Genomic DNA, 22,830 nt, shown 5'->3' with positions numbered 1-22,830 from the left:
AACAAGGACGTCTCATGAAGTTAACCGATGATTTTTCAAAACAGGCGATAGACGCTGCCATCAAGATCGCAGCGATTGCCATGCTCGTGTATTGGTGTTTTTCGATTTTGCGCCCATTCATTCTTCTGGTGATATGGGGTGCGATCATTGCGACTGCGTTGTATCCAGTGGCGGTCGCAATTTCAAATAAAACAGGGATGTCGAAAGGTAAAGCCAGTGCATTGCTGAGCTTTATTGGTGTGATTCTTCTATTTATTCCTTTGGCGGCGCTTTCTTCTGGTATCTACACCAGCGCGACTGACCTGATGACAGGGCTTCAAGATGGCACATTGTCATTGCCTAAACCGAAAGAGTCCTTACAAGATATTCCATTCATAGGTGAGAAGGTTTATTCAACCTTGGTTGCCGCCTCCAACAATATTGAAGGCACTTTCATAAAGTATGCGGATGAACTTAAACAGTTTGCGACGAAAGCGGCTTCTGTTCTTGGCTCGTTAGGTGGCGGCTTTATTCAGTTCATCATCTCTACCATCATTGCGGGTGCATTCATGAGTAATGCCGATAAATGCAAAACCGGCGTGACTCACTTAGTGGCGCGTTTAACGGGCGGTAAAGGTGAAGAGTTGGTAGAGCTCTCTAAATCGACCGTGCGAAGCGTTGTGCAAGGTGTGATTGGTGTGGCTGTGATTCAATCCATGATGTCGGCAATCGGTTTGGTGATTGCAGGCGTTCCAGCAGCTGCGTTTTGGGCGCTAGCTGTGCTGCTCATTGCGATAATCCAACTTCCACCGATTCTCGCTCTATTACCGGCGATTATCTACATGTTCAGCGTTGAATCGACACTGGCGGCGAGCTTGTTCTTAGTGTGGTGTATTTTGGTGAGCGGCAGTGACGCTATCTTAAAGCCAGTATTGCTGAGCCGTGGCTCTCACATTCCAATGTTGGTAATTCTATTGGGTGCACTGGGCGGAATGGCGATGTCAGGCATCGTCGGTCTGTTTGTCGGTGCTGTGATACTGAGTTTAAGCTATGAGCTGATGATGGCGTGGCTTGGACTTGAAGAGAAAAACCAACAAGAAACTGAGAAAAAACCTGCAGAGGTCGAGGGAAAATAGATGAAGCCAGTCTCTAAAGACGACAACTTCTACTTCTTATTCTATGCACTGTTGGTGTTGTTTCTTGGTTGCGCGGTGATGCAGCAGTTTTATCCGCAAGGCCAGAAAACAATCCTATTTCTTATCATTATTACGTTGGCGAGTTCAATTGCCGGTATTCATAAAGAGCGAGCCTTGTATCGCTCTTGGTATGGGCTGTTATTGATTACGGCGCTCGTGTCTGGCGTGTTTTCATTTTTGGAAGGCTATAACCTGTCGATAGTGACGCTATCGGCGTTGGCTGTGTTCTTGTTTTCACACATTTACTCGGCGTTGAAGCAGGTGATGAAAGCCAAAACGGTGACACCCAATCACATCATCGGCTCCATCTGTATTTACTTGTTGCTAGGGTTTGCTTGGTCGACCATCTACTTGTTAATTTTAGAGATATTTCCTAATGCCTTTAACGGGTTAGAAGAGCAAGTCTGGCTGACGAACTTGTTTAATGCGATGTACTTTAGCTTTATCACCTTGACTACGGTTGGTTACGGCGACATATCACCAGCTCTGCCTATTGCTCAATTCTTTGTGTTTATGGAATCCATTATCGGCAGCTTTTACTTAGCTATCATGGTGGCGAGTTTGGTGAGCATTCGACTTGCACAGTCTCAGTCCCAATAGAGCATTTACAAATAATAGAGCACATACAAACAAGCCCGGCAATCGCCGGGCTTGTTCTATTTGTGCGCCGAGCATGGCGTTGATCTAGGAGGTGAAAGTCCTCTACGGGCTCAGTCGAGCGAGAACCGTTAGCCTATGCAAGGGTGTTCACCGTGAGGTGAAATCTGAAGGAAGCAAATGGCAAAACTTGGTTGTGACGAACAGAAATCTGATAGTAGGTCATTACAACTTGGGCAACCTAGCAATAGATAGAATAGCCCGATGCCTCGACGGGAAGTGTGTAGTGATAAATCAGGCACGGCCAAGGGAAAGAGCAACGTCTTACCTCGGGAGATCTTATTACTTGTCTCGATAGAGACTAATACAGCAGCGATGCGGTATGACGAGCAATAAGAAGTCAGCAGAAGGCATAATACCTTAAGGAAGTACAACTTAAGGGAAGGCCCGAACTGAATATATCAAGAAGCAGTCACTAGACACTCAATCATGTGGGGTCATAGCAAGATGAAAACCATCTCTACGTCCCAATGGGCGATACAGCAAGTAAAGCTCATGGTGATGAAGAATGACAAGCATGATTGGCGTAAACAGGAGGACGAGTCTTGGTGATCTCAACGTCGTTGATGGAGCAAATCTGCTCTTCAACCAACTTGAATCAAGCTCTACGAAGAGTGAAGAAGAACAAAGGATGTGCAGGTGTCGACAAACTCGACATAGATGCGACTATCTCAACACTTCGACAGGCTTCAAATGGGCAAGCGCTTCGCCAGAGTCTTCTGGAAGGAAGCTACCAACCTCAACCGGTACTTGGTGTAGAAATCCCTAAACCTAGTGGTGGCGTAAGGCAACTAGGTATCCCAACCGTGCTTGATAGAGTTGTCCAACAGGCAATGACCTCAGTACTGTCAGATATCTATGACCCCAAGTTCTCCAATAGCAGTTACGGATTTAGACCAAACCGCAGTGCGCACCATGCATTAACGGCAGCCAGTCATTACATCCGAGAAGGTCGAGGTTATGTTGTAGATATCGACCTAGCGAAATACTTCGACACAGTGAATCACGATAGACTGATGTACAGACTGTCACAGGACATCAGTGATAAACGAGTGTTGAAGCTCATCAGGTCATATCTACAGGCAGGCATAATGCGAAACGGGATGGTTGAACAGAGACAAAGAGGGACACCACAGGGTGGACCATTATCCCCGTTGCTATCCAATATCGTATTAGATGAACTGGATAAAGAGTTAGAGCGCAGAGGGCATAAGTTCTGTCGATATGCAGACGACTGCCAAATCTACGTTCATAGTGAAGAAGCCGCTTATCGAGTTAAAGAGTCGATAACGGAGTTCTTGGAGCAAAAGCTGAAGCTCACGGTAAATCGAGAGAAAAGTGGTGCGACAAGAGTGACAGAGCGGACTTACTTAAGCCACCGCTTCGGGATAGATGGAACAATCCATCTATCGAAGGCAGCACAAACTCAAATGAAGAAGCGAGTGCGGCAGATAACGAAGCGAAACCGAGGGCGAGAGTTGCAAGCAGTCATAGCGGAATTAACTCAATACCTAAGAGGTTGGCAACACTACTTCAAACTCGCCATACGGAAAAGCAGCTTGCAGCGCTTAGACGAATGGATACGGCGACGGCTACGATGTTACCGCTTAAAACAACGCAAACGCAGATACGGCATAGCGACATGGTTACAACAACAAGGTGTAACGGAGCGCAATGCGTGGAAGGTAGCGATGTCAGATAAAGGGTGGTGGCACTTGGCCTTAACGCCGCAGTTAAATCACGCCATGCCAATAAAATGGTTCGAGGAGTTGGGCCTGTACTCATTGCGAGATGGGTATGAGTCACTGAAAATATATTCGGAACCGCCGTATGCGACCCACGCTTGTACGGTGGTGTGAGAGGACGGAGGCCGTGAGGCCTCCTCCTACTCGATTATGAGCTCAAAAGTCTCTTTAAGTTTGAACTCTGTGTGGGCGATGAACCTTAAGCTTCAGTGCCTTGAATCTTCTCTAATTCAGCGATAGTTGTTTGCGATACAAGCTGACCATCCATGTAATAGGTAACGTTTTGACCGTCTTTGATGCCCGTTAGAGTCGCTGTTTCACCAGATGTATAGACGATGTCCATTTGAATCGTGTTTTCGTCGATCTTAATCATCTCACCCGTTTCAATGGTGCGATTGTTAGAAATTGGGCCGACAGGGGCTTCTTTCAGGCTTGGGTCCAGCTCATCGTTCACTTTGAAGTGCGTGTCTGTTTTTGTATCAAATACGTGTGGTGAACCGCTGATAGGGTTTTTACCTGTCCAGAATTCAAGTGAGTTGAATACCACATAGTCTGCTGCGGTAGTAATACCGTATACAGGCGCTAATAAGAAGTTTACACCTGCACGGGCATAGCGGTTATCGACAACTTCAACGTTAAATTTCATCACTTTCCCTGTTACGGCGTTGCTGCCGATACAACCAGTTAGCGCAGAAGCCAAAACCGTTAGTCCTACAATTTTAAGTGCAATCTTTTTCATTTTAGTACCTGTATAAGTTAGAAGTCTGTTTCGTTGGAACAGGTGTAGTATGGTTTTTATTCGATGGTCAGTTTTACCATTTAGCGCCACTGACGATATAAAATGCACTCGGACTTTTGGCATCAAGCTAGGTATAAAACTGGGCACAAAAAAAGCGCGACCTAATAGGGCGCGCTTTGGGGTATTTAGATAAGTCGTAATGAAAACAACGACTCCCATATAGAATTACTTCATCACGTAGGTATAAGCCGATACGACAAGCCAGCGGAAAAATCGAAATAAAAGGGTAGTGGCTTTAAAGGCAAACTTGGCAATGGATACCATTGCTTCTGAACCAATGCTCACGCACTTATGCAAATCGGATTCTTTGTATTCTGAATAGGTCATCTGTTTTCTCATTTCTCGCGCTTGTCTTTCATATGTAAGTAACGACTCCTGTCTGGCGATATCCCCTGAGCGCGTAATGTACGAACTTTCGCCGATAGAGATTTACCATTTTATGCCAAGTGGGTTAATAACTAGCCAAAAGAGAAAGGGCTGAGAGAATTTAACGGCATAGCGAGGTGTAACTGATCAAGTTACCGAAAAAACGAGGGTAATAATGGTATGATCGCGGGCTCAGCACCATAAGTGATAAAGAATAGGAAACAGAATGACTCACCTTACCGAACAGCAAGAAGCTGCAATGGCGACGTTTAAAGAAAACTTACACCTTCCAAATGGTGGCTTTCATAAACTGATTATCGAGCTAAGTAAGGAGTATCAGCTGCCTTTCCAAAAGGTGCGTGCGGTTTTAAAGAAAGCTCAAAAAGATGTTGAACGACAAATACGAGAAGACTTTACCAGCGTTGATGACACAGTACTGAGCCAAGCGAATTGGGTAAACATCATTAAGTCGAAGCTTGTTGACTTAGCGGAAGAAAACCAAACGGTCATGGATAAGCTGCAACAAAACCTGAAGTATCAAAAAGTGTTGTCGGCAACCGAGGGTTCAATCGCAAGCGAAGACGAACGTGACGAGTTGATTGAAGAGTTGATTCAAGCTTATGAGAAAGAGGTGTTCAAACCGTTACTGGCGATGTTGCATACAACGAAGCTGTATTGGAAGTTAATGCTGGTGGATGAGACATGTAAGATGAATGAGGAGAATCGTGAGAAGTTCAGTGATTACCCTCAACACATGCAAGCTGCAGAACACTTATATACTCTTGATCAGAAGTTAAGGTCGATGCCGTTAACTTATTAGTCCATGAATGCACTGATAATGACTCAATGGTGATTTAGAGTTTGATATAAGTTGGTTTCAATAGAAGTACGATAACCTAGCTAGCGTTAGCCGCGTGTGAAATGCAAAAAGGGCTAGGTTTCAGATCTGTTTTACTTCTACTCTATTTTGTTCTGCTAGAGCGAATTGAGGGTGACATCTTTTACATCTTTGGGACTAGATGGTGTTTCTTTTGTAGCCTTTGGGAAATGCTATAGGAGTGTGAAATGTCCTAGGGTGTTTCCGTTGCCTGAAACGATAGTTCCGATGCTTTCTCGTTCATTAAATTCAAAGTCGATGAGATAGCTGTGATGTTGTAGCTTGGGCAATATGTGGCGGTGGAGTATATCGCTATTGAGCTGTCGAATCTCGGTGACCCATGAAATCTCTTCTTTGTGTAAATCTATTTTAATCTTGAGCATTTATTACCTTTTAGTTTATTGACTGTTTTTTCGCGTGATAGTTGGTACCAATGGGTTTGTCGTGTTGTTCTGCGTGACATAACTGTGCCTTGTGTTTATTACATTTGTATTTAAGTGCTCGATCTATTCTGACTTCGCTGACAAAAGAGCAAATGACGATAGATCGGTAGTAGGATCGAATTTAAAAGCTATTGAATGACTATCTGGGTGAAAGCTGACGCAGAGATGGTGTAACGAGGGAATCGAGAACTGTCTATGTGGAACTTGGACTTACTTTAGCATTAACAGCTCTATAGATTAGAGCCAGGTGGCGAACTATACGCCTAGTTTTCAAAATTACAACCCTATTTTGAATTAAATTCAAAAATATTTTTGGGTGATTTACCATCGGTTACTGAAGGTTAAATGAGCGAAGGTCAGGGATTTGACCATGATATCTGACTGAGTCTTGGCTTTTCAGCTGTTCGTATTCGTTGTCATTAGTGGGTTTAATTGATCAGCTAATTTGGTGATGATTAAGTCTCTGTTGTATATGATCTTTACATTGTAAATTACAATCCATGATTTTGGGGTTCAGCGTTGTAATTACAGGGTTTTTGGGTGCTTTCCCCATCTGTTTTTTTCTTCAGGTTGATGAGTATTTTCCTCTTCGCGTCTTTTTGATATTTCTGATTCCTAATACCTCTCCTGACTACGCAAAATATGAATACTCACTTTTACGTTTCTGAATAATAAAGTTGTTGTATCGCCAATTTAGTGCAAATATAATTGATAATAGTTCTCACTTGCGTTACAAGTTTGTTGTCAATCCAATGACAGACTTTAAATTATCGTTATTTAGCAGTTGTGTACGCCCCATGCTCGTCTATGAGTAATGTGACTTTCATTGTCATGAGTGGTGGTTTGTATCAATGGCAAAGGAAGAAACATGAAGAAAACAATCAATTCAGTTCGCCAGTTATTGAGCGGGCTTGCCATCGTTCTAGCATCATCATTCATGATGACCGCGCATGCGGAAACCGTCACCATTGAGCATGTGAAAGGCACAACGCAGTTTACTGAAGTACCACAGCGAGTGGTGGTTCTAGGCCACGGTAGCTTAGACGTGCTCGATAAAATTGGTGTACAGCCAGTTGGCGCGCCTCATAGCTTGCTGCCTGATTACCTAGCTTCGTACAAAGATACGACGGTAAATACAGGCTCTTTAAGCGAACCTGATTTTGAAGCTATCTACATGTTGAAGCCTGACATCATCATCGCGGAAAACCGCATGCTTAAGGTTTACGACAAACTGGCACAAATTGCTCCTACTGTCATGTTTTCTATTGAAGGCGACAAGTACTGGGCTGATGCTCAGCAAAACTGGCGTGTGCTAGGCGACATCTTTGGTAAGCAAGCTGAAGTCGAAGCGATCATTAAAGAGACTCAAGCTTCTATCACAGCGGTAAACGACAAAGTAGCGTCTGACGAAACTTCAGCAATGATGCTAATGAACAACGGTAACAACATTGCGATGTTCAACAAAGGCAGCCGTTTCTCAATCATCTTTGATGACTTTGGTTTCGTGGAATCAAAGAGTGCAACCGTGGCTCCGATTAAAGGAACACACGGCAACCTAATCTCTTTTGAATACATAGCTGATGCAAAACCTGAAGTGCTTTACGTGCTTGACCGCGAAAAAGCGATTGGTAAATCAGAAGGACGCGCACAACAACTGTTTGATAACCCACTGGTTGCGGCAACACCTGCAGCGCAGCACGGCAATATCGTTTACCTTGATTCAAGTGCTTGGTATTTGGCTGGTGGCGGTGTGACAGCGATTCATAGAATGCTTAGTGACATTGAACGTACGATTCAATAGTTACTAACCATCAGATTTTCGGGCTTATAAGAGTGTTCTTATAAGCCCTTTTTCACTTTTTTATACGGGCTACCCGAGACTTATCTTTAGTATTATTCCTATGTTGAAACCCATTGCAGCTGCTGTATTTCTTGTTGTGTTATGCGTTGCGTCATTGATGATTGGAGTCGCTGAAATCAGTTTTAGTGACTTTTTCAATGGCAACCAACACGCCAACTCTATTTATATTGTTAGTCGGATCCCTCGACTACTCGCGATCGTGCTTGCCGGAGCGGGATTGAGTGTTTCTGGCTTGATCATGCAGCAAATCGTACAGAACAAGTTTGCCGCGCCTTCGACGATGGGCACCATTGACTGTGCGATGTTGGGTTACATTGTCGGCATTCTAGTGCTAGGCAATGCTGCGCAATGGAGCTACTTAGGCTTTATCTTCGCGTTTGCAGTGTTTGGCACCATGCTATTGGTTCGCTTCCTACAACACCTCAAGTTTAAGAACGCGGTATTGGTGCCTTTGATTGGCATTATGTATGGCAACGTTGTTTCGTCTCTAACAACCTTTATTGCTTATAAGTACGACTTAGTACAAACCATGTCGGCATGGACTATGGCGAACTTTGCGAGCGTGTTGCAGGGCAGCTATGAAATCCTTTATCTCGCGGTGCCTGCTTGTGTATTGGCTTACTATTTCGCGAGACAGTTCAGTGCGGCGAGCATCGGTGAGAGCTTCGCGAAAAACATCGGTTTGAATTATCAGAAGATCGTCTTCATTGGTGTTGCGTTAGTGGCTATCAGTGCCTCCTCTGTGGTGATGATCGTTGGTGTTATCCCATTCCTTGGCCTTATCGTGCCGAATATCGTGTCGCTGATGATGGGCGATAACATGAAGAAGATTCTGCCTTGGACTGCCTACTGGGGGGTGATCTTGGTGTTGGCTTGTGACCTGCTAGCTCGAATCGTCATCTTCCCTTATGAGATTCCAATCTCGATGGTAATCAGCATCTTTGGTGGCATGATTTTTATTTACCTAATCATGAGAGACAAGTCGAATGCGTGATTCAGTAAAAATTGCGATTCTGGCTATCGCGTCTTTGGGTATGACAGCGCTATTCATCGGGCAGGGGCTGACGTGGGATAACTACGAGTTCTTCTTGTCTCTGCGCCTACCAAAATTGCTGTCGATTGTGTTGGCGGCGGTAGCGATCTCGGCGTCGTCATTGGTTTTCCAAACCATTACTAATAACCGAATTCTAACCCCCTCCATCTTGGGCTTTGACAGCTTGTATATGCTGGTACAAACGGTACTTCTGTTTGTGTTTGGCAGTGCTAGCTTCTGGGTGATTGACTCGATCGCAAACTTTTCGATGTCTGTGACTGTGATGATCTTGTTCTCGTTTGCTCTGTTCCATTTCTACTTTAAGAGCAAGCGAAACAACGTATTCACACTGCTGTTGATAGGCATCGTATGTGGCAGCGTATTCTCGAGTTTGTCTAACTTCTTGGCGATGTTGATTGACCCGAACGAGTTCGCGGTGCTGCAGAATGTGATGTTCGCAAGTTTCAATAACGTGAAAGGCGAGTTGGTTTACCTCAGCCTTATTCCTTTGGGTTTGAGCTTGCTTGGCCTTTGGTTGTTGGCGCCTAAGCTTGATGTACTTTGGCTTGGTGTTGATAACGCGACAAGCCTGGGTGTGAACACCAAGCGATTGACTCAGATTACCTTGGTGATTGTGTCAGTGATGGTCGCGGTGTCTACGGCTCTGGTTGGCCCTGTGCTGTTCTTTGGCTTGATCACCGTAAGCTTAGCTCGCCAGATATTCCGATCTTATCAGCATCGTGTGCTTATCATCGCAAGCAGCTTACTAGCGATCGTGCTATTGGTTTCTGGCCAATGGTTTATCGAAAAAGTGATGGCGTTTGAAACCACTGTGAGTGTGATTATTAACTTGGTCGGCGGTTTGTATTTTATGTTCTTGTTGTTACGCACCAGAATTCAGTAAAGGTAGTAAGTAGTGATTAAATTAACAGGTTTAAGTAAGAAGTATGGCAAGTCACTCGTGGTTGATGATGCCAGTGCTATGTTCCCGAAAGGCGAAGTGACTTCTATCATTGGCCCAAATGGTGCGGGTAAAAGTACACTGCTTTCAATGGCGAGCCGCTTAACAGACAGCGACGCGGGTGAAGTGGTCATTGGCGATAAGTTACTGGCTGAGTGGGATACCAAAGAGCTAGCGAAGCACCTTGCTGTGTTAAGGCAGTCGAACAACATCAACATGCGATTTACGATTCGCGAATTGGTGTGTTTTGGTCGTTTCCCACACTCTCAAGGTCGCTTGAAAGACGAAGATCATAAGATCGTCGATACAGCACTAGAACACCTTGGCATTACTGACATCCAAAACAAATACCTTGATGAGTTGAGTGGCGGTCAGCGTCAAATGGCGTTTATCGCGATGGTTGTGGCGCAAGATACGGATTATGTGTTCTTAGATGAGCCTCTGAACAATCTTGATATTAAACACTCGGTCGAAATTATGCAGACGTTGCGTCGTTTAGCGCATGAGTTCAATAAAGCGGTCGTTATCGTGATTCATGACATCAACTTCGCTTCTTGTTACTCAGATAACATTGTTGCGATGAAGAAAGGCAAAGTGGTTAAGTCGGGTAAGGTTTCGGAAGTGGTTGAAAAATCAGTGATGGAGTCTATCTACGAGATCCCATTTGAGATTCGTGAGTTCGATGGTGTTCGAATCTGTATGTATTATTCTGGTCGTTAGATTACTGAATAACTCGGTTGTTTTGCTTTCTAGCCGTTGAACGAAAAGAGCTCCCATATGAGGAGCTCTTTTTGTTTTCGGATAGTATCTGTGTTGTTAGTGAAATGTTGCAATGCAAAGGTGATTCCCCTTGTATAATAATAACTTAACTGACGTAATATTGACTGGTCGTACTTCTAATAACGCCAGTTTGAAGTCACTCACAGATCTACTCTTCATTTTTGAAAATCAATTGTTTTTTTTTCTACTTAACCTCTGGAAACCGTTCTACACTAGGGTTATAACTGTTTGATTTGTATACGAGGTATCAATGAGTCGGAAACCTATAGTGTTAGTCGTGGATGACACCCCAAGTAACTTGGATGTGTTAACGGCAATACTCAAAGATACTTATCAAGTGAAAGTAGCGATTAACGGCACAATTGGTATCAAAATTGCGAAGATGGTGCCGCAGCCAGACCTTATCCTCCTTGATATCATGATGCCTGACATCGATGGTTACGAGGTGTGCCGCCAACTTAAAGCTCAGCCGAATACGGCTCACATTCCTATCATTTTCGTGACCGCCACAATTGGTCCAGAAGCCGAAGTAAAAGGGCTCTCCTTGGGGGCTGTCGATTACCTAACCAAGCCGATAACCCCTGCAATTGCACTCCAGCGTGTGAAAACGCATATCGCACTTTATGACCAACAACGCGCGTTGTTTAGTCAGGTAAAAGAGAAAACTCAAGAGATCAATCTCGGTAAGCTAGAAACACTGAACATACTGGGTAGAGCTGCTGAATTTAAAGACAATGAAACAGGCATGCACGTTAAGCGTATGAGTCACTACTGTGAAGTGCTAGCTAAAGCCCTGGGAATGACTGACGAAGATGCCGAGACGTTGCGTGATGCAGCACCAATGCATGATATTGGCAAGATCGGTATTCCTGATAGCGTATTACTCAAGCCGGGTAAATTGGACGCCGACGAGTGGACAATTATGCAAAAGCATGTCGAATATGGTGTTGATATACTTGGTAGGCAGAGTGATTCCAAACTGATGCGTATGGCTATTCAGGTGGCGCAATATCATCACGAAAAATGGGATGGCAGTGGTTATCCAAACCAGATAGCTGGTGAAGGTATCCCATTGGTTGGAAGAATTGCGGCTGTTGCTGATGTGTTTGATGCCCTGACCGCAGAGCGCCCTTATAAAAAAGCTTGGAGTATTGATGAGGCGCTGAACTTGTTTGAAGAACAGAAAGGCAAACATTTTGATCCAACTATCGTTGATGTGTTTTTTCTGAAGTTACCTGAGATTCTAGCAATTAAAGAGAAATTTAGAGATGAGTGATGGCTTGATGTTGTCGCTAAATCGTTTGGTTGTTTTTCTGGCCATTACACTTTTGGTGTGGCCACTGCTAATGCGATCTACGAATGCTGCTGAGGTAACAGATACTGAGTTAAATCAGTGGTTGGGAAACCAACCAACGGTAACTTTTGTTGTCTTGGCCAACCATTATCCTTACTCATTCATCGATGATGATGGGCAAGTTTCTGGGATCATCAAAGATTGGACACTGGATCTTGAACAGCGTTTTGGTGTTCATGTTCGGTTTGTCACAGTTAACTCGCGTGTCGAGGCTAAAGCCGCGTTAGTCGACGGGCGAGGCGATGTATTCCCATTCCAACAGTTCGACCCAAGTGAAGGTGGCCGTTTTCTTGCGAGTGATCCTTATATTCCTTATCAGGTCGCAGTGATTGTTCCCATCGACAACAAAATAGATACCAACATCGACCAAACTCAAAAGCGCCGCATCGCGATGGTTAATGAAAATATCGACTTGGAGCGAGCCGGTGTCAAATTGAGTTCTATTGAGCGAGTGAATTTTGATAACGTTATTGATGCAGTACGTGCGTTAGGGGCCGGGGATGTCGAAGGCATGGTCGGTGAACCTATCACCACTATGGATCTTGCGAAAAAGATTGGCGTTCATGATTTAGCGGTAAATTATGTTCTGGAGCATTGGAAAAGGTTTGAAGCATCAATGGTGATTCGAACCGATGAACCAGAACTGCTGACGCTAATCAACAAACAGATTGAAACCTTCGACGTTGATAACAAGAACCAGATTTTATCGAAGTGGCTAGACAGTTCCCCCTATCGAGTGCCGCTAAAAGGCGTGTTTGGCTTTGGTAACCCTCCGTATATTTACCCAGACAGCACCGCAGTCGGGCTACAGTACGACATTCTTCAGCGTGCACTGAATGACATGGGATATAAACTAGGTGACGTTGTCACACTTCCACCTAGCGCCGCTAAAAAAGCCATCGATAACAATAATTCTATAGCCTTTTTTTCTGGTGTTCAGTTTGATGATCCTAATGCGCACTTTTTAAGTGATAACGTTTTTAATGTTGAGTTTGTTCCTGTTTCACTAACTCGCCGCAAACTCCAACTTCAATCCCCAAAAGACCTATCATTAGGGGCGTTATTGTTCGACGAAACATCCACAATTAAAAACTCTGTTGAAGTTCTGAAGAGTAAGTTAGACATTGATCGTGTTGAAGATTACGAAGATCTTGAATCAGCATTCTCGCAGTTGAGGGCTCAAAATGTTGACCTGCTAATGGTTGAACGAAGAGTGCTAGAGTGGTTTATCACCAATACTCGTTTTATTGAAATGGCAGAGCTAACGCTACATGACGAGTATAAAGTTGAGTATCCGATCTATGTGGACTTTAAGAGTGAAGAAATCAGAGATAGCTTCAATGCCGCAATTAAAAGGCTTAAACAGGAGGATGACGGCTTAAACCAAATTATCGAGATGCAGGTTCAGAGTGATTTAAGCCTAGTCCTTAAAAAAGCGAATATTATCGCGCAAATATCTGCGTATTTTATCGTCAACGACCGCTTTGAAGAGTTGACGGAAGTGTTTGAAATTTTCGACACGGACAGTTCTTTTCAGGTGATCACCGCACAAGCGGATAACAATAGTCGCCCGATCAAATCTTGGTACATAGGCAACCTAGTTGATCAATATGGAGAGAAGAAAAATACCTCTCACTTTTCATCAGTCACCAAGGTGGCGAATTATAGGACCAAGGGAGGGAGTATCAACTCTGGTTCGATGACTTTCTACTTTGATGTTAATTCGTTAGAGCGGAACTATGTTTATTTTCCATCTGTCGAACAATTTAGTTCATTCGGAGATGCGGCGAAACGCTATATTGCGGATGTTTATCAAGCGAGTAACTTGACTGGAGAGATCCTAAATCTAAGCCAAAAAGAGAGGGCGTGGATTAAAGATAATCCGGATGTACGTATAGGTATCGATCCGAATTCGTTACCTTATGAAGCCGTATCCAATACCGGTGAATACATCGGGATGATTGATGATTATCTAACGCTGATTGAACAAAAAACAGGGCTAAGTATTCAGCATGTTGACGTGGCGAATTGGTCTGAGACCCGAAGCTTGGTTGATCATCATGAAGTGGAACTGGTCTCAGCAGCTCAAGAGAATCGTTCGTTAGGAGATAACGTCAAAGCAGCTAAAAGCTTGTTTTCAAGTCGTTTGGCCATTGCATCGAGAAGAGACGTTAGTAGCTTGGTACTTGAAGAAGCTGATGGTTGGAAAATCGGTATATTGAAGAATGCGGCAAATACTAACGCGATTTTAGATAAGTACCCGAACGTTGAGTGGGTAGAGGTAGAATCCACGGCCGATGGGCTCAACCGATTGGATGATAAAACCTTAGACGGCATGGTCGACACTGTTGATGTCCTCAATTACCTCATTGATTCATTTGGTCATCGAGAGATTGGAATTGTCGGACGACTTGATTTTTTCCTTTCACCCACCTTACATGTCATCAAATCTGAGCCTTTGCTTTATTCGATTGTGAATAAGGCGATTGAGAGTATTTCTGCTGAAGAACATCAAAAGATATCGGCGAAGTGGGCGGCGCCAAAAGCGATAGAAAGAGTTAATTATCAATTGGTTTACACCATTTCGGTGTTCTCTCTGGTGATCCTTCTTCTTATTATTTTCTGGAATCGTAAATTAGCGAAGCAGATCAGTATTGCTAAGGAAGCAACCGAAGCTCTGGAAAAGGCGCAGAACCAACTCTACAACATGCTAAATAGCTCTCCAATTGCAGCCAGCGTGGTATTTGAAGAAGAGGTTCGTTACGCGAACGATACGGCAAAACGTTTGTTTGGCGTGGAAGATCAGGCGTTGTCTTCTATCGACGTTGCCGCTATCCATGACTCGCTGAGCGTTCGTGATGGCGTGCATGAAGAGCTCGACCTTAACGGTAAAGTTGAAAATAGGGAGTTAGTACTCAGAAAGTCTGATGGAACCCGATTTGTTGCTTTGGTCAGTTACTATCTTTTTGAGATTGATGGTGAAGTCGCCACACTATTTTGGGCATTCGATATTTCAGAAATGAAGCGCCTTAACGAACAATTGGAAGAAGAGAAACAGAGAGCCGATTTGGCGAGCCAAGCTAAATCGGAATTCTTAGCCAATATGAGCCATGAGATAAGAACCCCAATGAACGCCATTATTGGCTTGTCTTATCTGGCGATTGGCGAAATATCTAATCCTGTCGCTCGAAATTACATTGAGAAAGTGCACCGTTCTGGCCATTCGTTACTCGGTATCATCAATGACATCCTTGATTTCTCAAAGATAGAAGCTGGACAACTTGTTATTGATAACGTCCCGTTTGATCCCGTAACGACCTTTAAAGATGTGATTGAACTAATGGAGTCGAAAGCAGCTGAGAAACAACTCAATTTGTCGATGGTCATCGACCCAGAGTTAGACACGCCACTGCAAGGCGATCCCTTGAGGTTGTTCCAAGTCATACTCAACCTTGTGGGCAACGCGATTAAGTTTACGGAAAAAGGCAGCGTAGCGTTAACGGTGGAGCATGTTGACTCGAACGACAGCAGCCTAACCATGAGAGTGAGTGTGATGGATACCGGGATAGGCATTTCGGATGAGAACCGTCACAAGCTGTTTGAAGCCTTTAGCCAAGCGGATACCACAACGACACGTCGGTTTGGCGGTACAGGGCTTGGGCTCAACATTAGCCAGAAATTAGTTCATGCGATGGGCAGTCAAATTACGGTAGAGAGTGTTTACGGGCAAGGCAGTGAGTTCTCCTTTGTACTGACATTGCCACGCTCAAGCTCGGATGCGTTAGCCGACTTCAAAGCTCAAGAGTTGCAACTGGATTATCAGATAGAGTTCAAAGGGCAAAGAGTGCTATTGGTTGAAGACAATGAGCTGAACCAAGATCTCGCCTTAGCATTTTTCAGTCGCTCTAAATTAAATGCCGATCTTGCTGAAAACGGAAAGGAAGCGCTGGAGTTAGCTAAAAACAACGACTACGAAATAATCTTCATGGATCTTCAAATGCCGATTATGGACGGCTTTGAAGCTACCCGTTTGATTCGTGAATTCGATATAGATGTACCGATTATTGCAATGTCAGCCAATGTTTTTGCTGATGCGAAACAACGAGCGAGGGCGTCGGGCATCACGGACTTCTTGGATAAGCCTATTGTTATTGATAAAGCGATGTCTTTGATTACTCGATACATTGTTCCTGAGGTCTTAGTTGAAGGTCGAGCGCCATCAGACACCTCTTCAGATGCGATCCAGACAGGTGATTCTGGTGAGAGTGCGGAATTGCACTCCGATCCCCAAATTGAGCCGCCTGTTTTCTCTCAGTCGAGGTTTGAGCAACTGACTTATCATGATGTGAAGCTGCAAGCCAAAATGCTTGATAGGTTCTGCCAAGGATCGCCAGACATTATGTCGGATGCTTTTGATAACTTAGTACAAGGCGACTGGGAGACGTTAGAGCGTAATCTACATACCTTAAAAAGCATGGCAGCTTCGATTGGTGGATTGCGATTGGCAGAGTTACTCAGTGATTTAGAAAGCAAAGCGCATAACAAGGCGTGTGATGAAGCAGATCTTAAGCAAGGCGAACTTGGGTTAATCGAACTGATTAAAGCAGTTGAGATCAGCTTTGATGTGTCTGGTGTTGGGGGATTCAATACGACAAGTACTGAAGAAGCCGATGCGAGTCTTGCTGATACCTCTGATTCACCGAGCATCACGTCAGAACAGCATGCTCAGTTGCTATCACTGCTGGATGCTTATGATAACGATGCAACTCAATATGTGACTGAGTTATTGGCACAGTATCCACATTCTGTTGTTCTCAAAGATGTTCGAAGTGCGTTAGATAATTATGACTTTGAACGAGCAAAAGAGGGGTTTGGCGCTTCTGAGTAGTTGTCTTTTATAAATATCACTTCAACATTAAAGCCTTTAGCTCTTATAGCGAAATAACTAGCTAGCTAAAGGCTTTAAATCTATCTATACCGAACTAACGACTCACGTTCTGTTTGATTAGCTCAACAACCGTATCGTATCGGTGCGGCAGTTTTCGGTTTCGTTTTTGAACCAGATACAGCGTTTCCTCTACTTCTACCTTTGGCGGCACAACGTGTAGCTTGTCTCTATCTGGGAAGTGTTCAACCGCGCCAGCCGGTAACACGGTAAAACCTAATCCTTTTGATACGGGTAGCAAGATCTGGTGAAGCTGATTGATGTAGCCAGATCTTGGTATCTCATTAACGTTGATGTTCGCTAAGTCTTTATCTCCGCAAAGGTCGAAATACAAAGACAGATAATGTGCAGAATCTGGGTGGGCAATCAGGCCAATGTCATTCAATACTTGCGGCGTTATCTCTAAATCAGCAAGGCTGTGGTGAACAATAAGACACAGTGCTTCTTTGCCGATGACTTGGCTTTGGTAGTAGCTGTCGTTCGGGGAATGCCTAACAATGCCGATATCGGTAGTGCCTTCGCTTAGGTCATTCAATATCTTTTTGTTTGGAGCGGCTTCTAAGTTAATGCTGAGCTCTTGGTGTTGCTGTTGAAGTTCAAGAAGCTTGGGATACAGACGCAAAGAGAGTGAGCCAGAGCAAGACAAGTGACATTGCCCAGCATAAGGGTTATCAAAACTCAGAGACTCAAAAAGATCTTCTTGGTCTTTCTCTAGTTTGATCGCATAGCGATACATAATCCGACCCTGTTCGGTCAGTTCGAAGCTCTTGTTTTCTCGAGATAGCAGGTCACAATTACAAGCTTGTTCAAGCTTCTTGATGTGTTGGCTGACTCCAGGTTGTGTCATATACAACTTTTCTGCCGTTTGGGTGAAATGGCCAACTTCAACCAGAGTCTTAAACGTATTGAGCCAAAGTGGATTAATCATACTCACCTTCAAATACTAAAGCCTATAAATAACAAAGCCAATAAATAACAGAAAATTATTATTATCTTAAGTAATGATAATTTCAACTCTAGCGTCTTAAGTAACGCTAATCAAAGTCATGTGGTGGTAGCACTTTATATTGGTCTATTGGTCGCTTTGTAGAGTTGCTATGAGTAACAAAGTGTTGCGACTTTGTTGAATTTTTGGTCTATTGACCAACTGTGCTCATATTTAGGAACGAAGATGAATAGAAATGTTTGGCTGCTTTCACTGTGTCAGGCCTTGTTGATGACGGGTAACATATTACTGATCTCTGTGATTGGTTTGATCGGTAAGCAGATTGCACCCAGTGTCAGCATGATCACCTTGCCGGTTGCACTGCAGTTTTTGGGTCTAATGGCAGCCACTATTCCAGCATCTTTAATTTCAGGCAAGTTAGGGAGAAAGAGAGGATTTAGCATTGGTAATGTGGTTGGCATTACAGGAGCTAGTCTTGCCACCTACGCACTGTCTCAGCAAAATTTCTATCTGTTTTGTTTCGCTACGTTCTTACTTGGGATAGGCATAGGTTTTGGCACGCTTTATCGTTTTGCTGCAATCGAGGTGTGTGATGAAAATGCCCGTCACCGAGCGATCTCTATCTCGATGGCTGGTGGCGTTTTAGCCGCGGTATTAGGACCAAATTTGGCGATTATGTCGCAACAGTGGTCGCAAGATGGCTTGTACATTGGTGCTTTTGCTTCTTTGATTGGATTGAACATTCTTGCGTTACTCATCTTACAAACAATTCAGTTTCCAAAAGTCTCTTTTAATAGTCAGGCACCTAAATCCGATCCTCTCAGTGTGATAGTAAAAGCGCCTAACTTTATTGGCGCAGTGTTTGCTGCCATGGTCGCTTATGCGGTGATGAATATCCTGATGACAGCAACGCCATTGGCAATGATTGGTTGTGGCTTTGACTTTACCAAAGCAGCGGGCGTCATTGAGTGGCACGTATTGGGGATGTTTGTTCCTGCATTCTTTACTGGTTCACTTATCGAGAAGTTTGGCTCAAGAATGATGATCTTGGCAGGCGGGGTTCTGTTCGTCGTCTGTATCGCGATTAACATTCATGGCGAATCTATCTGGCACTTCAGAGCGGCTCTAGTTGTGCTTGGTGTCGGTTGGAACTTTATGTTTATCGCGGCAACAGGTTTGTTTAGTCAGTCCTACCAATCGCAGAATAAAGCTAAGGCACAAGCGTTTAATGAATTTATTGTCTTTGGCTGTGTGACGATTACAGCGATGCTCTCTGGCTGGCTAGAATCGACAGCAGGGTGGCAGAACCTCAATATCTACGTATTACCATTCGTGTTAGCTGTTATCTTGCTGTTCGCATTCAGTGCTCGTAAATCGCGTATTCAAAAGCAGCCTGTGTAATGGATCATCTAATGGTGGTTCAGTAACTTCGTTACTGTGATTAAAACCCTAGTATCTCAAACTGCGACCAATAAAAAGCCCTACCAATAAGGTAGGACTTTTTCTTATGGCTTAAATAATAACGTTTTCTTAAAACTGCTGTCTTGGCTTATATCCTGTGACAACAGTACTTAAGCTTGTGTTGTAAATACGCATGACAGAGCCAGCGATGATTTACAGGTCGACCAAAATTGTCTTAGTGGTAATCCCACCTTGGTCATCGATTATCTTCAGTGTCACCTCGTGCTTTCCATATGAAGGGAAGATTGACGTGAATGTGCGACCTCGTTTCACCTTTCCGTTTGGAAGTGTCCACTCGGTATCAACAATACGACCATCGCTGTCTGAACTTGTAGACCACATGGTTACCCAGCGGCCCAAGTGAATGTACTTCGCGCTCGCTTCTGGAAGGGCGTTTGGAGATTCAACACTCACTACGGAGCTAAATGAAGCGGTAGCGCCTTTGTCGTCGACAACAGTCAAGTTCACCGTGTATTCACCGGCCTGTTCATAAGACCAAGTTGGTGCCACTTCGTTACTTGTTGTGCCGTTCCCAAAGTCCCACAGGTAATGGGTGATCTCACCGTCTTGGTCTGAGCTGAAGTTGTTTGCAGAAACAGTCAGACCAGTCACATTAAGCTCGAAGTTCGCAGTAGGAACGATGTTGTGTTGGCTTACTTTAGATAAGCGAACCACACCGTATTCGTTGTTATCACTCTGATTCACAATATCGACCGCTAAACCAAACTCCGTCAGGATGCGTCCTGAATCTGGTGCTTGAGGCGATGTGTAATCTTGGTCATCCGAGAAGCTAGCATTGCCAACCAAACTGGTATCTTCGAGTACATCGTTGTCGCTGTTTACAAGACGCATTGGAGTATGATCTTTGAGTGAAAACGCTGCGTCTCGAACTTGGTAGCGTGTTTGAGCCGCTTCACCAGAGTTTGCCCACACCATGGCATTTTGGTCTGCATCGACCACGCCTAACCAACCTTCACCAGGGTGTTTACCTACCCAGTTGTCGGTTAGTGATTCGTCGACGTACCAAATGATCAAGCCAGGGTCGAATGACATCAGTTGTCCCATGCGTTTGATGTTCGCTAGGCCTTCATCAACATCCATGTGGCTGCGCCATTGCAATAGATAGTAGTGCTGCGCTTGATGGAATCCATTACTCAGCTTGTAACCATTAAGGGCGAAGGTGGAGTTGCTTTCACCATCGTCTATTGAGGTCACTTCACCATCGACAACAACAGCAAGGTTATCTAAATAGAAGCCTTCCATTGCTAAGCCGCCATCGGTGATGTATTCAAAAGACAGTTCCACTTCTTGGCCTGCCCATTGTGAAACGTCGAACTCAGCGTCGACCCATCCGCCAGATTCGCCGCCAATAGCAGGAACGAGGTCCGTGTTGTATGGATCGTCCATTGAGGTAATGTTTCCTGCAATGGCTTGTCCGTTGATTAGCACGCGCGCAAAGTCGTAGTCTTTTTCAATCTCATACCAAGTTTTGAAAGACAGCAGTGCAGAATCACCCGCTGGGATCATCAACTTGCGAGTCATACTGTTTTTCAGATCATCGCCTTTTTGAGAGTGGAATGAATACTCGCCCTCAAAGGGTTTCAGACTTTCAATCTGCTTTTCAGGAAGATCCACTTTGATCATGTTAGGACGACTGTTATCCGTTGTTTGGAACAGCGTATACACTTGTGGATTGTCTTCTAGGTCATCAATCGAGAGCTGATCATCGTTAACCCAACGTCCGCCAATCGATTTCTGTAGGAAGTGTTTTGCCCAAGAGCTGAATGCCGTTGGTTGTGTACCACCAATTTGACCAGCCCAACTGCCCGAAGACATGATTGACCAGTAAGAAACCGGTTCGCCTTTGCCTGTGTATTGCGTGTCATACTCGTCTGGTAAGCCTAAATCATGGCCATATTCGTGGGCACAAACACCTGCAGCCGCATCAATCGGTTGAATGGTGTAATCGAACGCCGCGTATTGGCCACCAAATCGATCTGGAAGCGAGCTAGAAGTACCTTCCAGTACATGAGTGCGACCAAGGTTGAATCGGTGAGACCAAATCGCATCAGGGCCTAACACGCCACCACCGGCTTCTTCGCCTACCGATGCATGAAACACCATCAGGTGGTCAATCACACCATCGGGTTCGCGGAAATTTCCGTCACCGTCGTAATCGTAACGATCTTCGATGTCGTAATCGGCAAGGTTGATACTCGGATCTTGAGCTAGTTGATTCAGCGCTTCACGAACCAGTTCTTGGGCGTTTAGGTCGTTGTCGGTGGTAGGGGAGTTGCCACCATAGAATGACGCAGGCTTGGAGGCGCGATACCAACCTGCCGCTTGACCTGCAACGCTGTAGCTGTCACCTGACTCGCTTTGGTAATATTGGCGCATCGAGATTAGGTTCTCGCCGTTGGGCCCTGTGTAGCCAGAATTTGAGAACAACAGCTCTTGATAATGCTCTGGATTGTAGCTCTCATAGAGCATCTGCGTGTGCTCTTCGGTCAACTTGTTGTCATCCCAGTTCAAATCAGGGAAATCGACCAACAGAGCGAGCACTTTGTCGGTACGTTTAGTGCCGACTTCTAAAGCAAAGACGCTGGCCTTTTTAACGCCAGATCCTTTCTCAATGGCTTTGAGTATTTTCGCTCGTTGTTCAAGTGCTTTTTTACCGAATTGAGCATCGCCTTTGAAACCGGAATTGATCTTATTTTTTAAGTAACGGTCAAGCGCATCGCGCTTTGCCGCATCGGTTGCATCTTGGTCGACTAAGCCTTGTCTAACTAGCATTTCAATGAGTTTGTCTTCATTAACTACGCCTAAATCAATAGGTGTTTTTGCATAACCACTGACGCTAAATAGAGTAAGCATTGCTGAAGCCAACAATGTTTTTCTCATCATTTTCATTATATTTCCTTTTTGTATTTCCATGTCGATATCAGTATCAACTTGCCTTATTCAGATCTGTTGTCCGAGTTTGGCCTAATACACTCTTGTGGTGCCTTATTTAACTGACGTGTGTTTGTTGTATGTTTTTTACTTTCTATCTCTTTTGTATTGGTTGTCTCTTTTCTATTTTTTGAATCAAACGGGGTGCTCTTCACTTTTTTAGCGTTGAGATAGATACGCAAAGCTTCTTGATTTTCCTCATAGGTTAAGCCTGAACAGATAACACCTCGTTTAATCAATGACTTCAGTAATAGTTCGTCGTTCTCAATAGTGGAAGCCTGTGACAGTGAGGAAAAAATTAGACCCATTAAAGCCATTGTTTTGTGTGACATTCTTATATCAAGCCATTAGTTTTGATTATGTAACAAAATATATTTATAAATTTTACCAATCAAATGGATAATTATTACAATTAATTATTCGTTCCGGTTTCAACATTTAGAGTTAATATAAAATAAGGAGTGTTATTTATTCT

The 22,830-nt window shown here is 44.2% G+C and carries 17 protein-coding genes; 11 read left to right on the top strand and 6 right to left on the bottom strand.

Annotated features, from left to right (window positions below; translation table 11 throughout):
* Positions 1 to 14: 14 nt before the first annotated feature.
* The 3 genes from AB6E78_RS11670 to ltrA all read left to right on the top strand — a co-directional run bounded on the left by AB6E78_RS11670 (position 15) and on the right by ltrA (position 3,691).
* Positions 15 to 1,115: an AI-2E family transporter gene (locus AB6E78_RS11670; protein WP_017068458.1), complete on the top strand. Its 1,101-nt coding sequence runs from the start codon at positions 15 to 17 to the stop codon at positions 1,113 to 1,115.
* A complete protein-coding gene (locus AB6E78_RS11665) occupies positions 1,116 to 1,775 on the top strand; it encodes a potassium channel family protein (RefSeq protein ID WP_017061900.1) in 660 nt (219 codons plus the stop codon). It begins immediately after the preceding gene.
* Between the two features lie 623 nt (positions 1,776 to 2,398).
* A complete protein-coding gene (gene ltrA / locus AB6E78_RS11660; RefSeq protein WP_170962452.1) occupies positions 2,399 to 3,691 on the top strand; it encodes a group II intron reverse transcriptase/maturase in 1,293 nt (430 codons plus the stop codon).
* An 85-nt stretch (positions 3,692 to 3,776) separates the two neighbouring features.
* Here ltrA and AB6E78_RS11655 read toward each other — a convergent pair whose 3' ends face one another.
* Positions 3,777 to 4,316, bottom strand: coding sequence for a DUF3332 domain-containing protein (locus AB6E78_RS11655; RefSeq protein WP_017061899.1), 540 nt, complete (start codon positions 4,314 to 4,316; stop codon positions 3,777 to 3,779).
* Between the two features lie 225 nt (positions 4,317 to 4,541).
* Positions 4,542 to 4,703 (bottom strand): hypothetical protein, encoded by a 162-nt coding sequence (locus AB6E78_RS11650; protein ID WP_170962358.1) that lies wholly within the window; start codon positions 4,701 to 4,703, stop codon positions 4,542 to 4,544.
* Positions 4,704 to 4,968: 265 nt separating this feature from the next.
* On the opposite strand from AB6E78_RS11650, the gene AB6E78_RS11645 reads away from it, so the two are divergent.
* Positions 4,969 to 5,562: a hypothetical protein gene (locus tag AB6E78_RS11645; RefSeq protein ID WP_017061898.1), complete on the top strand. Its 594-nt coding sequence runs from the start codon at positions 4,969 to 4,971 to the stop codon at positions 5,560 to 5,562.
* 230 nt (positions 5,563 to 5,792) lie between these two features.
* Here AB6E78_RS11645 and AB6E78_RS11640 read toward each other — a convergent pair whose 3' ends face one another.
* Complete coding sequence (locus AB6E78_RS11640) at positions 5,793 to 6,002, bottom strand: hypothetical protein (protein ID WP_004731601.1); 210 nt, start codon at positions 6,000 to 6,002, stop codon at positions 5,793 to 5,795.
* A 928-nt stretch (positions 6,003 to 6,930) separates the two neighbouring features.
* Between AB6E78_RS11640 and AB6E78_RS11635 the strand changes: the two genes are divergently transcribed.
* The 6 genes from AB6E78_RS11635 to AB6E78_RS11610 all read left to right on the top strand — a co-directional run bounded on the left by AB6E78_RS11635 (position 6,931) and on the right by AB6E78_RS11610 (position 16,939).
* The gene (locus tag AB6E78_RS11635; RefSeq protein WP_372112977.1) at positions 6,931 to 7,863 is read left to right on the top strand and encodes a siderophore ABC transporter substrate-binding protein; all 933 of its coding nucleotides are present in this window, start codon (positions 6,931 to 6,933) and stop codon (positions 7,861 to 7,863) included.
* A gap of 100 nt (positions 7,864 to 7,963) precedes the next feature.
* The gene (locus tag AB6E78_RS11630; protein ID WP_372112978.1) at positions 7,964 to 8,917 is read left to right on the top strand and encodes an ABC transporter permease; all 954 of its coding nucleotides are present in this window, start codon (positions 7,964 to 7,966) and stop codon (positions 8,915 to 8,917) included.
* Entirely contained in the window at positions 8,910 to 9,860 is a 951-nt protein-coding gene (locus tag AB6E78_RS11625) for an iron chelate uptake ABC transporter family permease subunit (protein ID WP_136978264.1), read from the top strand. Before AB6E78_RS11630 ends, AB6E78_RS11625 begins: the two co-directional genes overlap by 8 nt.
* A 12-nt stretch (positions 9,861 to 9,872) precedes the next feature.
* The gene (locus AB6E78_RS11620; protein ID WP_017061894.1) at positions 9,873 to 10,637 is read left to right on the top strand and encodes an ABC transporter ATP-binding protein; all 765 of its coding nucleotides are present in this window, start codon (positions 9,873 to 9,875) and stop codon (positions 10,635 to 10,637) included.
* A gap of 310 nt (positions 10,638 to 10,947) precedes the next feature.
* The gene (locus tag AB6E78_RS11615) at positions 10,948 to 11,973 is read left to right on the top strand and encodes an HD-GYP domain-containing protein (RefSeq protein WP_029235511.1); all 1,026 of its coding nucleotides are present in this window, start codon (positions 10,948 to 10,950) and stop codon (positions 11,971 to 11,973) included.
* 70 nt (positions 11,974 to 12,043) lie between these two features.
* A complete protein-coding gene (locus AB6E78_RS11610; protein WP_372133630.1) occupies positions 12,044 to 16,939 on the top strand; it encodes an ATP-binding protein in 4,896 nt (1,631 codons plus the stop codon).
* 94 nt (positions 16,940 to 17,033) lie between these two features.
* Here AB6E78_RS11610 and AB6E78_RS11605 read toward each other — a convergent pair whose 3' ends face one another.
* Entirely contained in the window at positions 17,034 to 17,924 is an 891-nt protein-coding gene (locus AB6E78_RS11605) for a LysR family transcriptional regulator (RefSeq protein WP_017061891.1), read from the bottom strand.
* 243 nt (positions 17,925 to 18,167) lie between these two features.
* On the opposite strand from AB6E78_RS11605, the gene AB6E78_RS11600 reads away from it, so the two are divergent.
* Positions 18,168 to 19,343: an MFS transporter gene (locus tag AB6E78_RS11600; protein ID WP_017064421.1), complete on the top strand. Its 1,176-nt coding sequence runs from the start codon at positions 18,168 to 18,170 to the stop codon at positions 19,341 to 19,343.
* 213 nt (positions 19,344 to 19,556) lie between these two features.
* On the opposite strand, the gene AB6E78_RS11595 is transcribed toward AB6E78_RS11600, so the two are convergent.
* Together AB6E78_RS11595 and AB6E78_RS11590 are read right to left on the bottom strand one after the other, a co-directional pair.
* Positions 19,557 to 22,313, bottom strand: a complete 2,757-nt coding sequence (locus AB6E78_RS11595; RefSeq protein WP_372133590.1) for an immune inhibitor A domain-containing protein — start codon at positions 22,311 to 22,313, stop codon at positions 19,557 to 19,559.
* 47 nt (positions 22,314 to 22,360) lie between these two features.
* Positions 22,361 to 22,687, bottom strand: a complete 327-nt coding sequence (locus tag AB6E78_RS11590; RefSeq protein WP_029235426.1) for a hypothetical protein — start codon at positions 22,685 to 22,687, stop codon at positions 22,361 to 22,363.
* Positions 22,688 to 22,830: the final 143 nt, after the last annotated feature.

This window comes from Vibrio sp. 10N.247.310.98 (assembly GCF_041467395.1).
GTDB classification, from domain to species: domain Bacteria; phylum Pseudomonadota; class Gammaproteobacteria; order Enterobacterales; family Vibrionaceae; genus Vibrio; species Vibrio crassostreae_C.
Note: the sequence above shows the minus strand (reverse complement) of the source record. Positions and strands in the feature narration are given on the sequence as shown.

Coding starts and splice junctions, on each gene's coding strand:
- AB6E78_RS11670 (WP_017068458.1), top strand. CDS start 15: ATGAAGTTAACCGATGATTTTTCAAAACAGGCGATAGACGCTGCCATC.
- AB6E78_RS11665 (WP_017061900.1), top strand. CDS start 1,116: ATGAAGCCAGTCTCTAAAGACGACAACTTCTACTTCTTATTCTATGCA.
- ltrA (WP_170962452.1), top strand. CDS start 2,399: ATGGAGCAAATCTGCTCTTCAACCAACTTGAATCAAGCTCTACGAAGA.
- AB6E78_RS11655 (WP_017061899.1), bottom strand. CDS start 4,316: ATGAAAAAGATTGCACTTAAAATTGTAGGACTAACGGTTTTGGCTTCT.
- AB6E78_RS11650 (WP_170962358.1), bottom strand. CDS start 4,703: ATGACCTATTCAGAATACAAAGAATCCGATTTGCATAAGTGCGTGAGC.
- AB6E78_RS11645 (WP_017061898.1), top strand. CDS start 4,969: ATGACTCACCTTACCGAACAGCAAGAAGCTGCAATGGCGACGTTTAAA.
- AB6E78_RS11640 (WP_004731601.1), bottom strand. CDS start 6,002: ATGCTCAAGATTAAAATAGATTTACACAAAGAAGAGATTTCATGGGTC.
- AB6E78_RS11635 (WP_372112977.1), top strand. CDS start 6,931: ATGAAGAAAACAATCAATTCAGTTCGCCAGTTATTGAGCGGGCTTGCC.
- AB6E78_RS11630 (WP_372112978.1), top strand. CDS start 7,964: ATGTTGAAACCCATTGCAGCTGCTGTATTTCTTGTTGTGTTATGCGTT.
- AB6E78_RS11625 (WP_136978264.1), top strand. CDS start 8,910: ATGCGTGATTCAGTAAAAATTGCGATTCTGGCTATCGCGTCTTTGGGT.
- AB6E78_RS11615 (WP_029235511.1), top strand. CDS start 10,948: ATGAGTCGGAAACCTATAGTGTTAGTCGTGGATGACACCCCAAGTAAC.
- AB6E78_RS11610 (WP_372133630.1), top strand. CDS start 12,044: ATGCGATCTACGAATGCTGCTGAGGTAACAGATACTGAGTTAAATCAG.
- AB6E78_RS11605 (WP_017061891.1), bottom strand. CDS start 17,924: ATGATTAATCCACTTTGGCTCAATACGTTTAAGACTCTGGTTGAAGTT.
- AB6E78_RS11600 (WP_017064421.1), top strand. CDS start 18,168: ATGAATAGAAATGTTTGGCTGCTTTCACTGTGTCAGGCCTTGTTGATG.
- AB6E78_RS11595 (WP_372133590.1), bottom strand. CDS start 22,313: ATGAAAATGATGAGAAAAACATTGTTGGCTTCAGCAATGCTTACTCTA.
- AB6E78_RS11590 (WP_029235426.1), bottom strand. CDS start 22,687: ATGTCACACAAAACAATGGCTTTAATGGGTCTAATTTTTTCCTCACTG.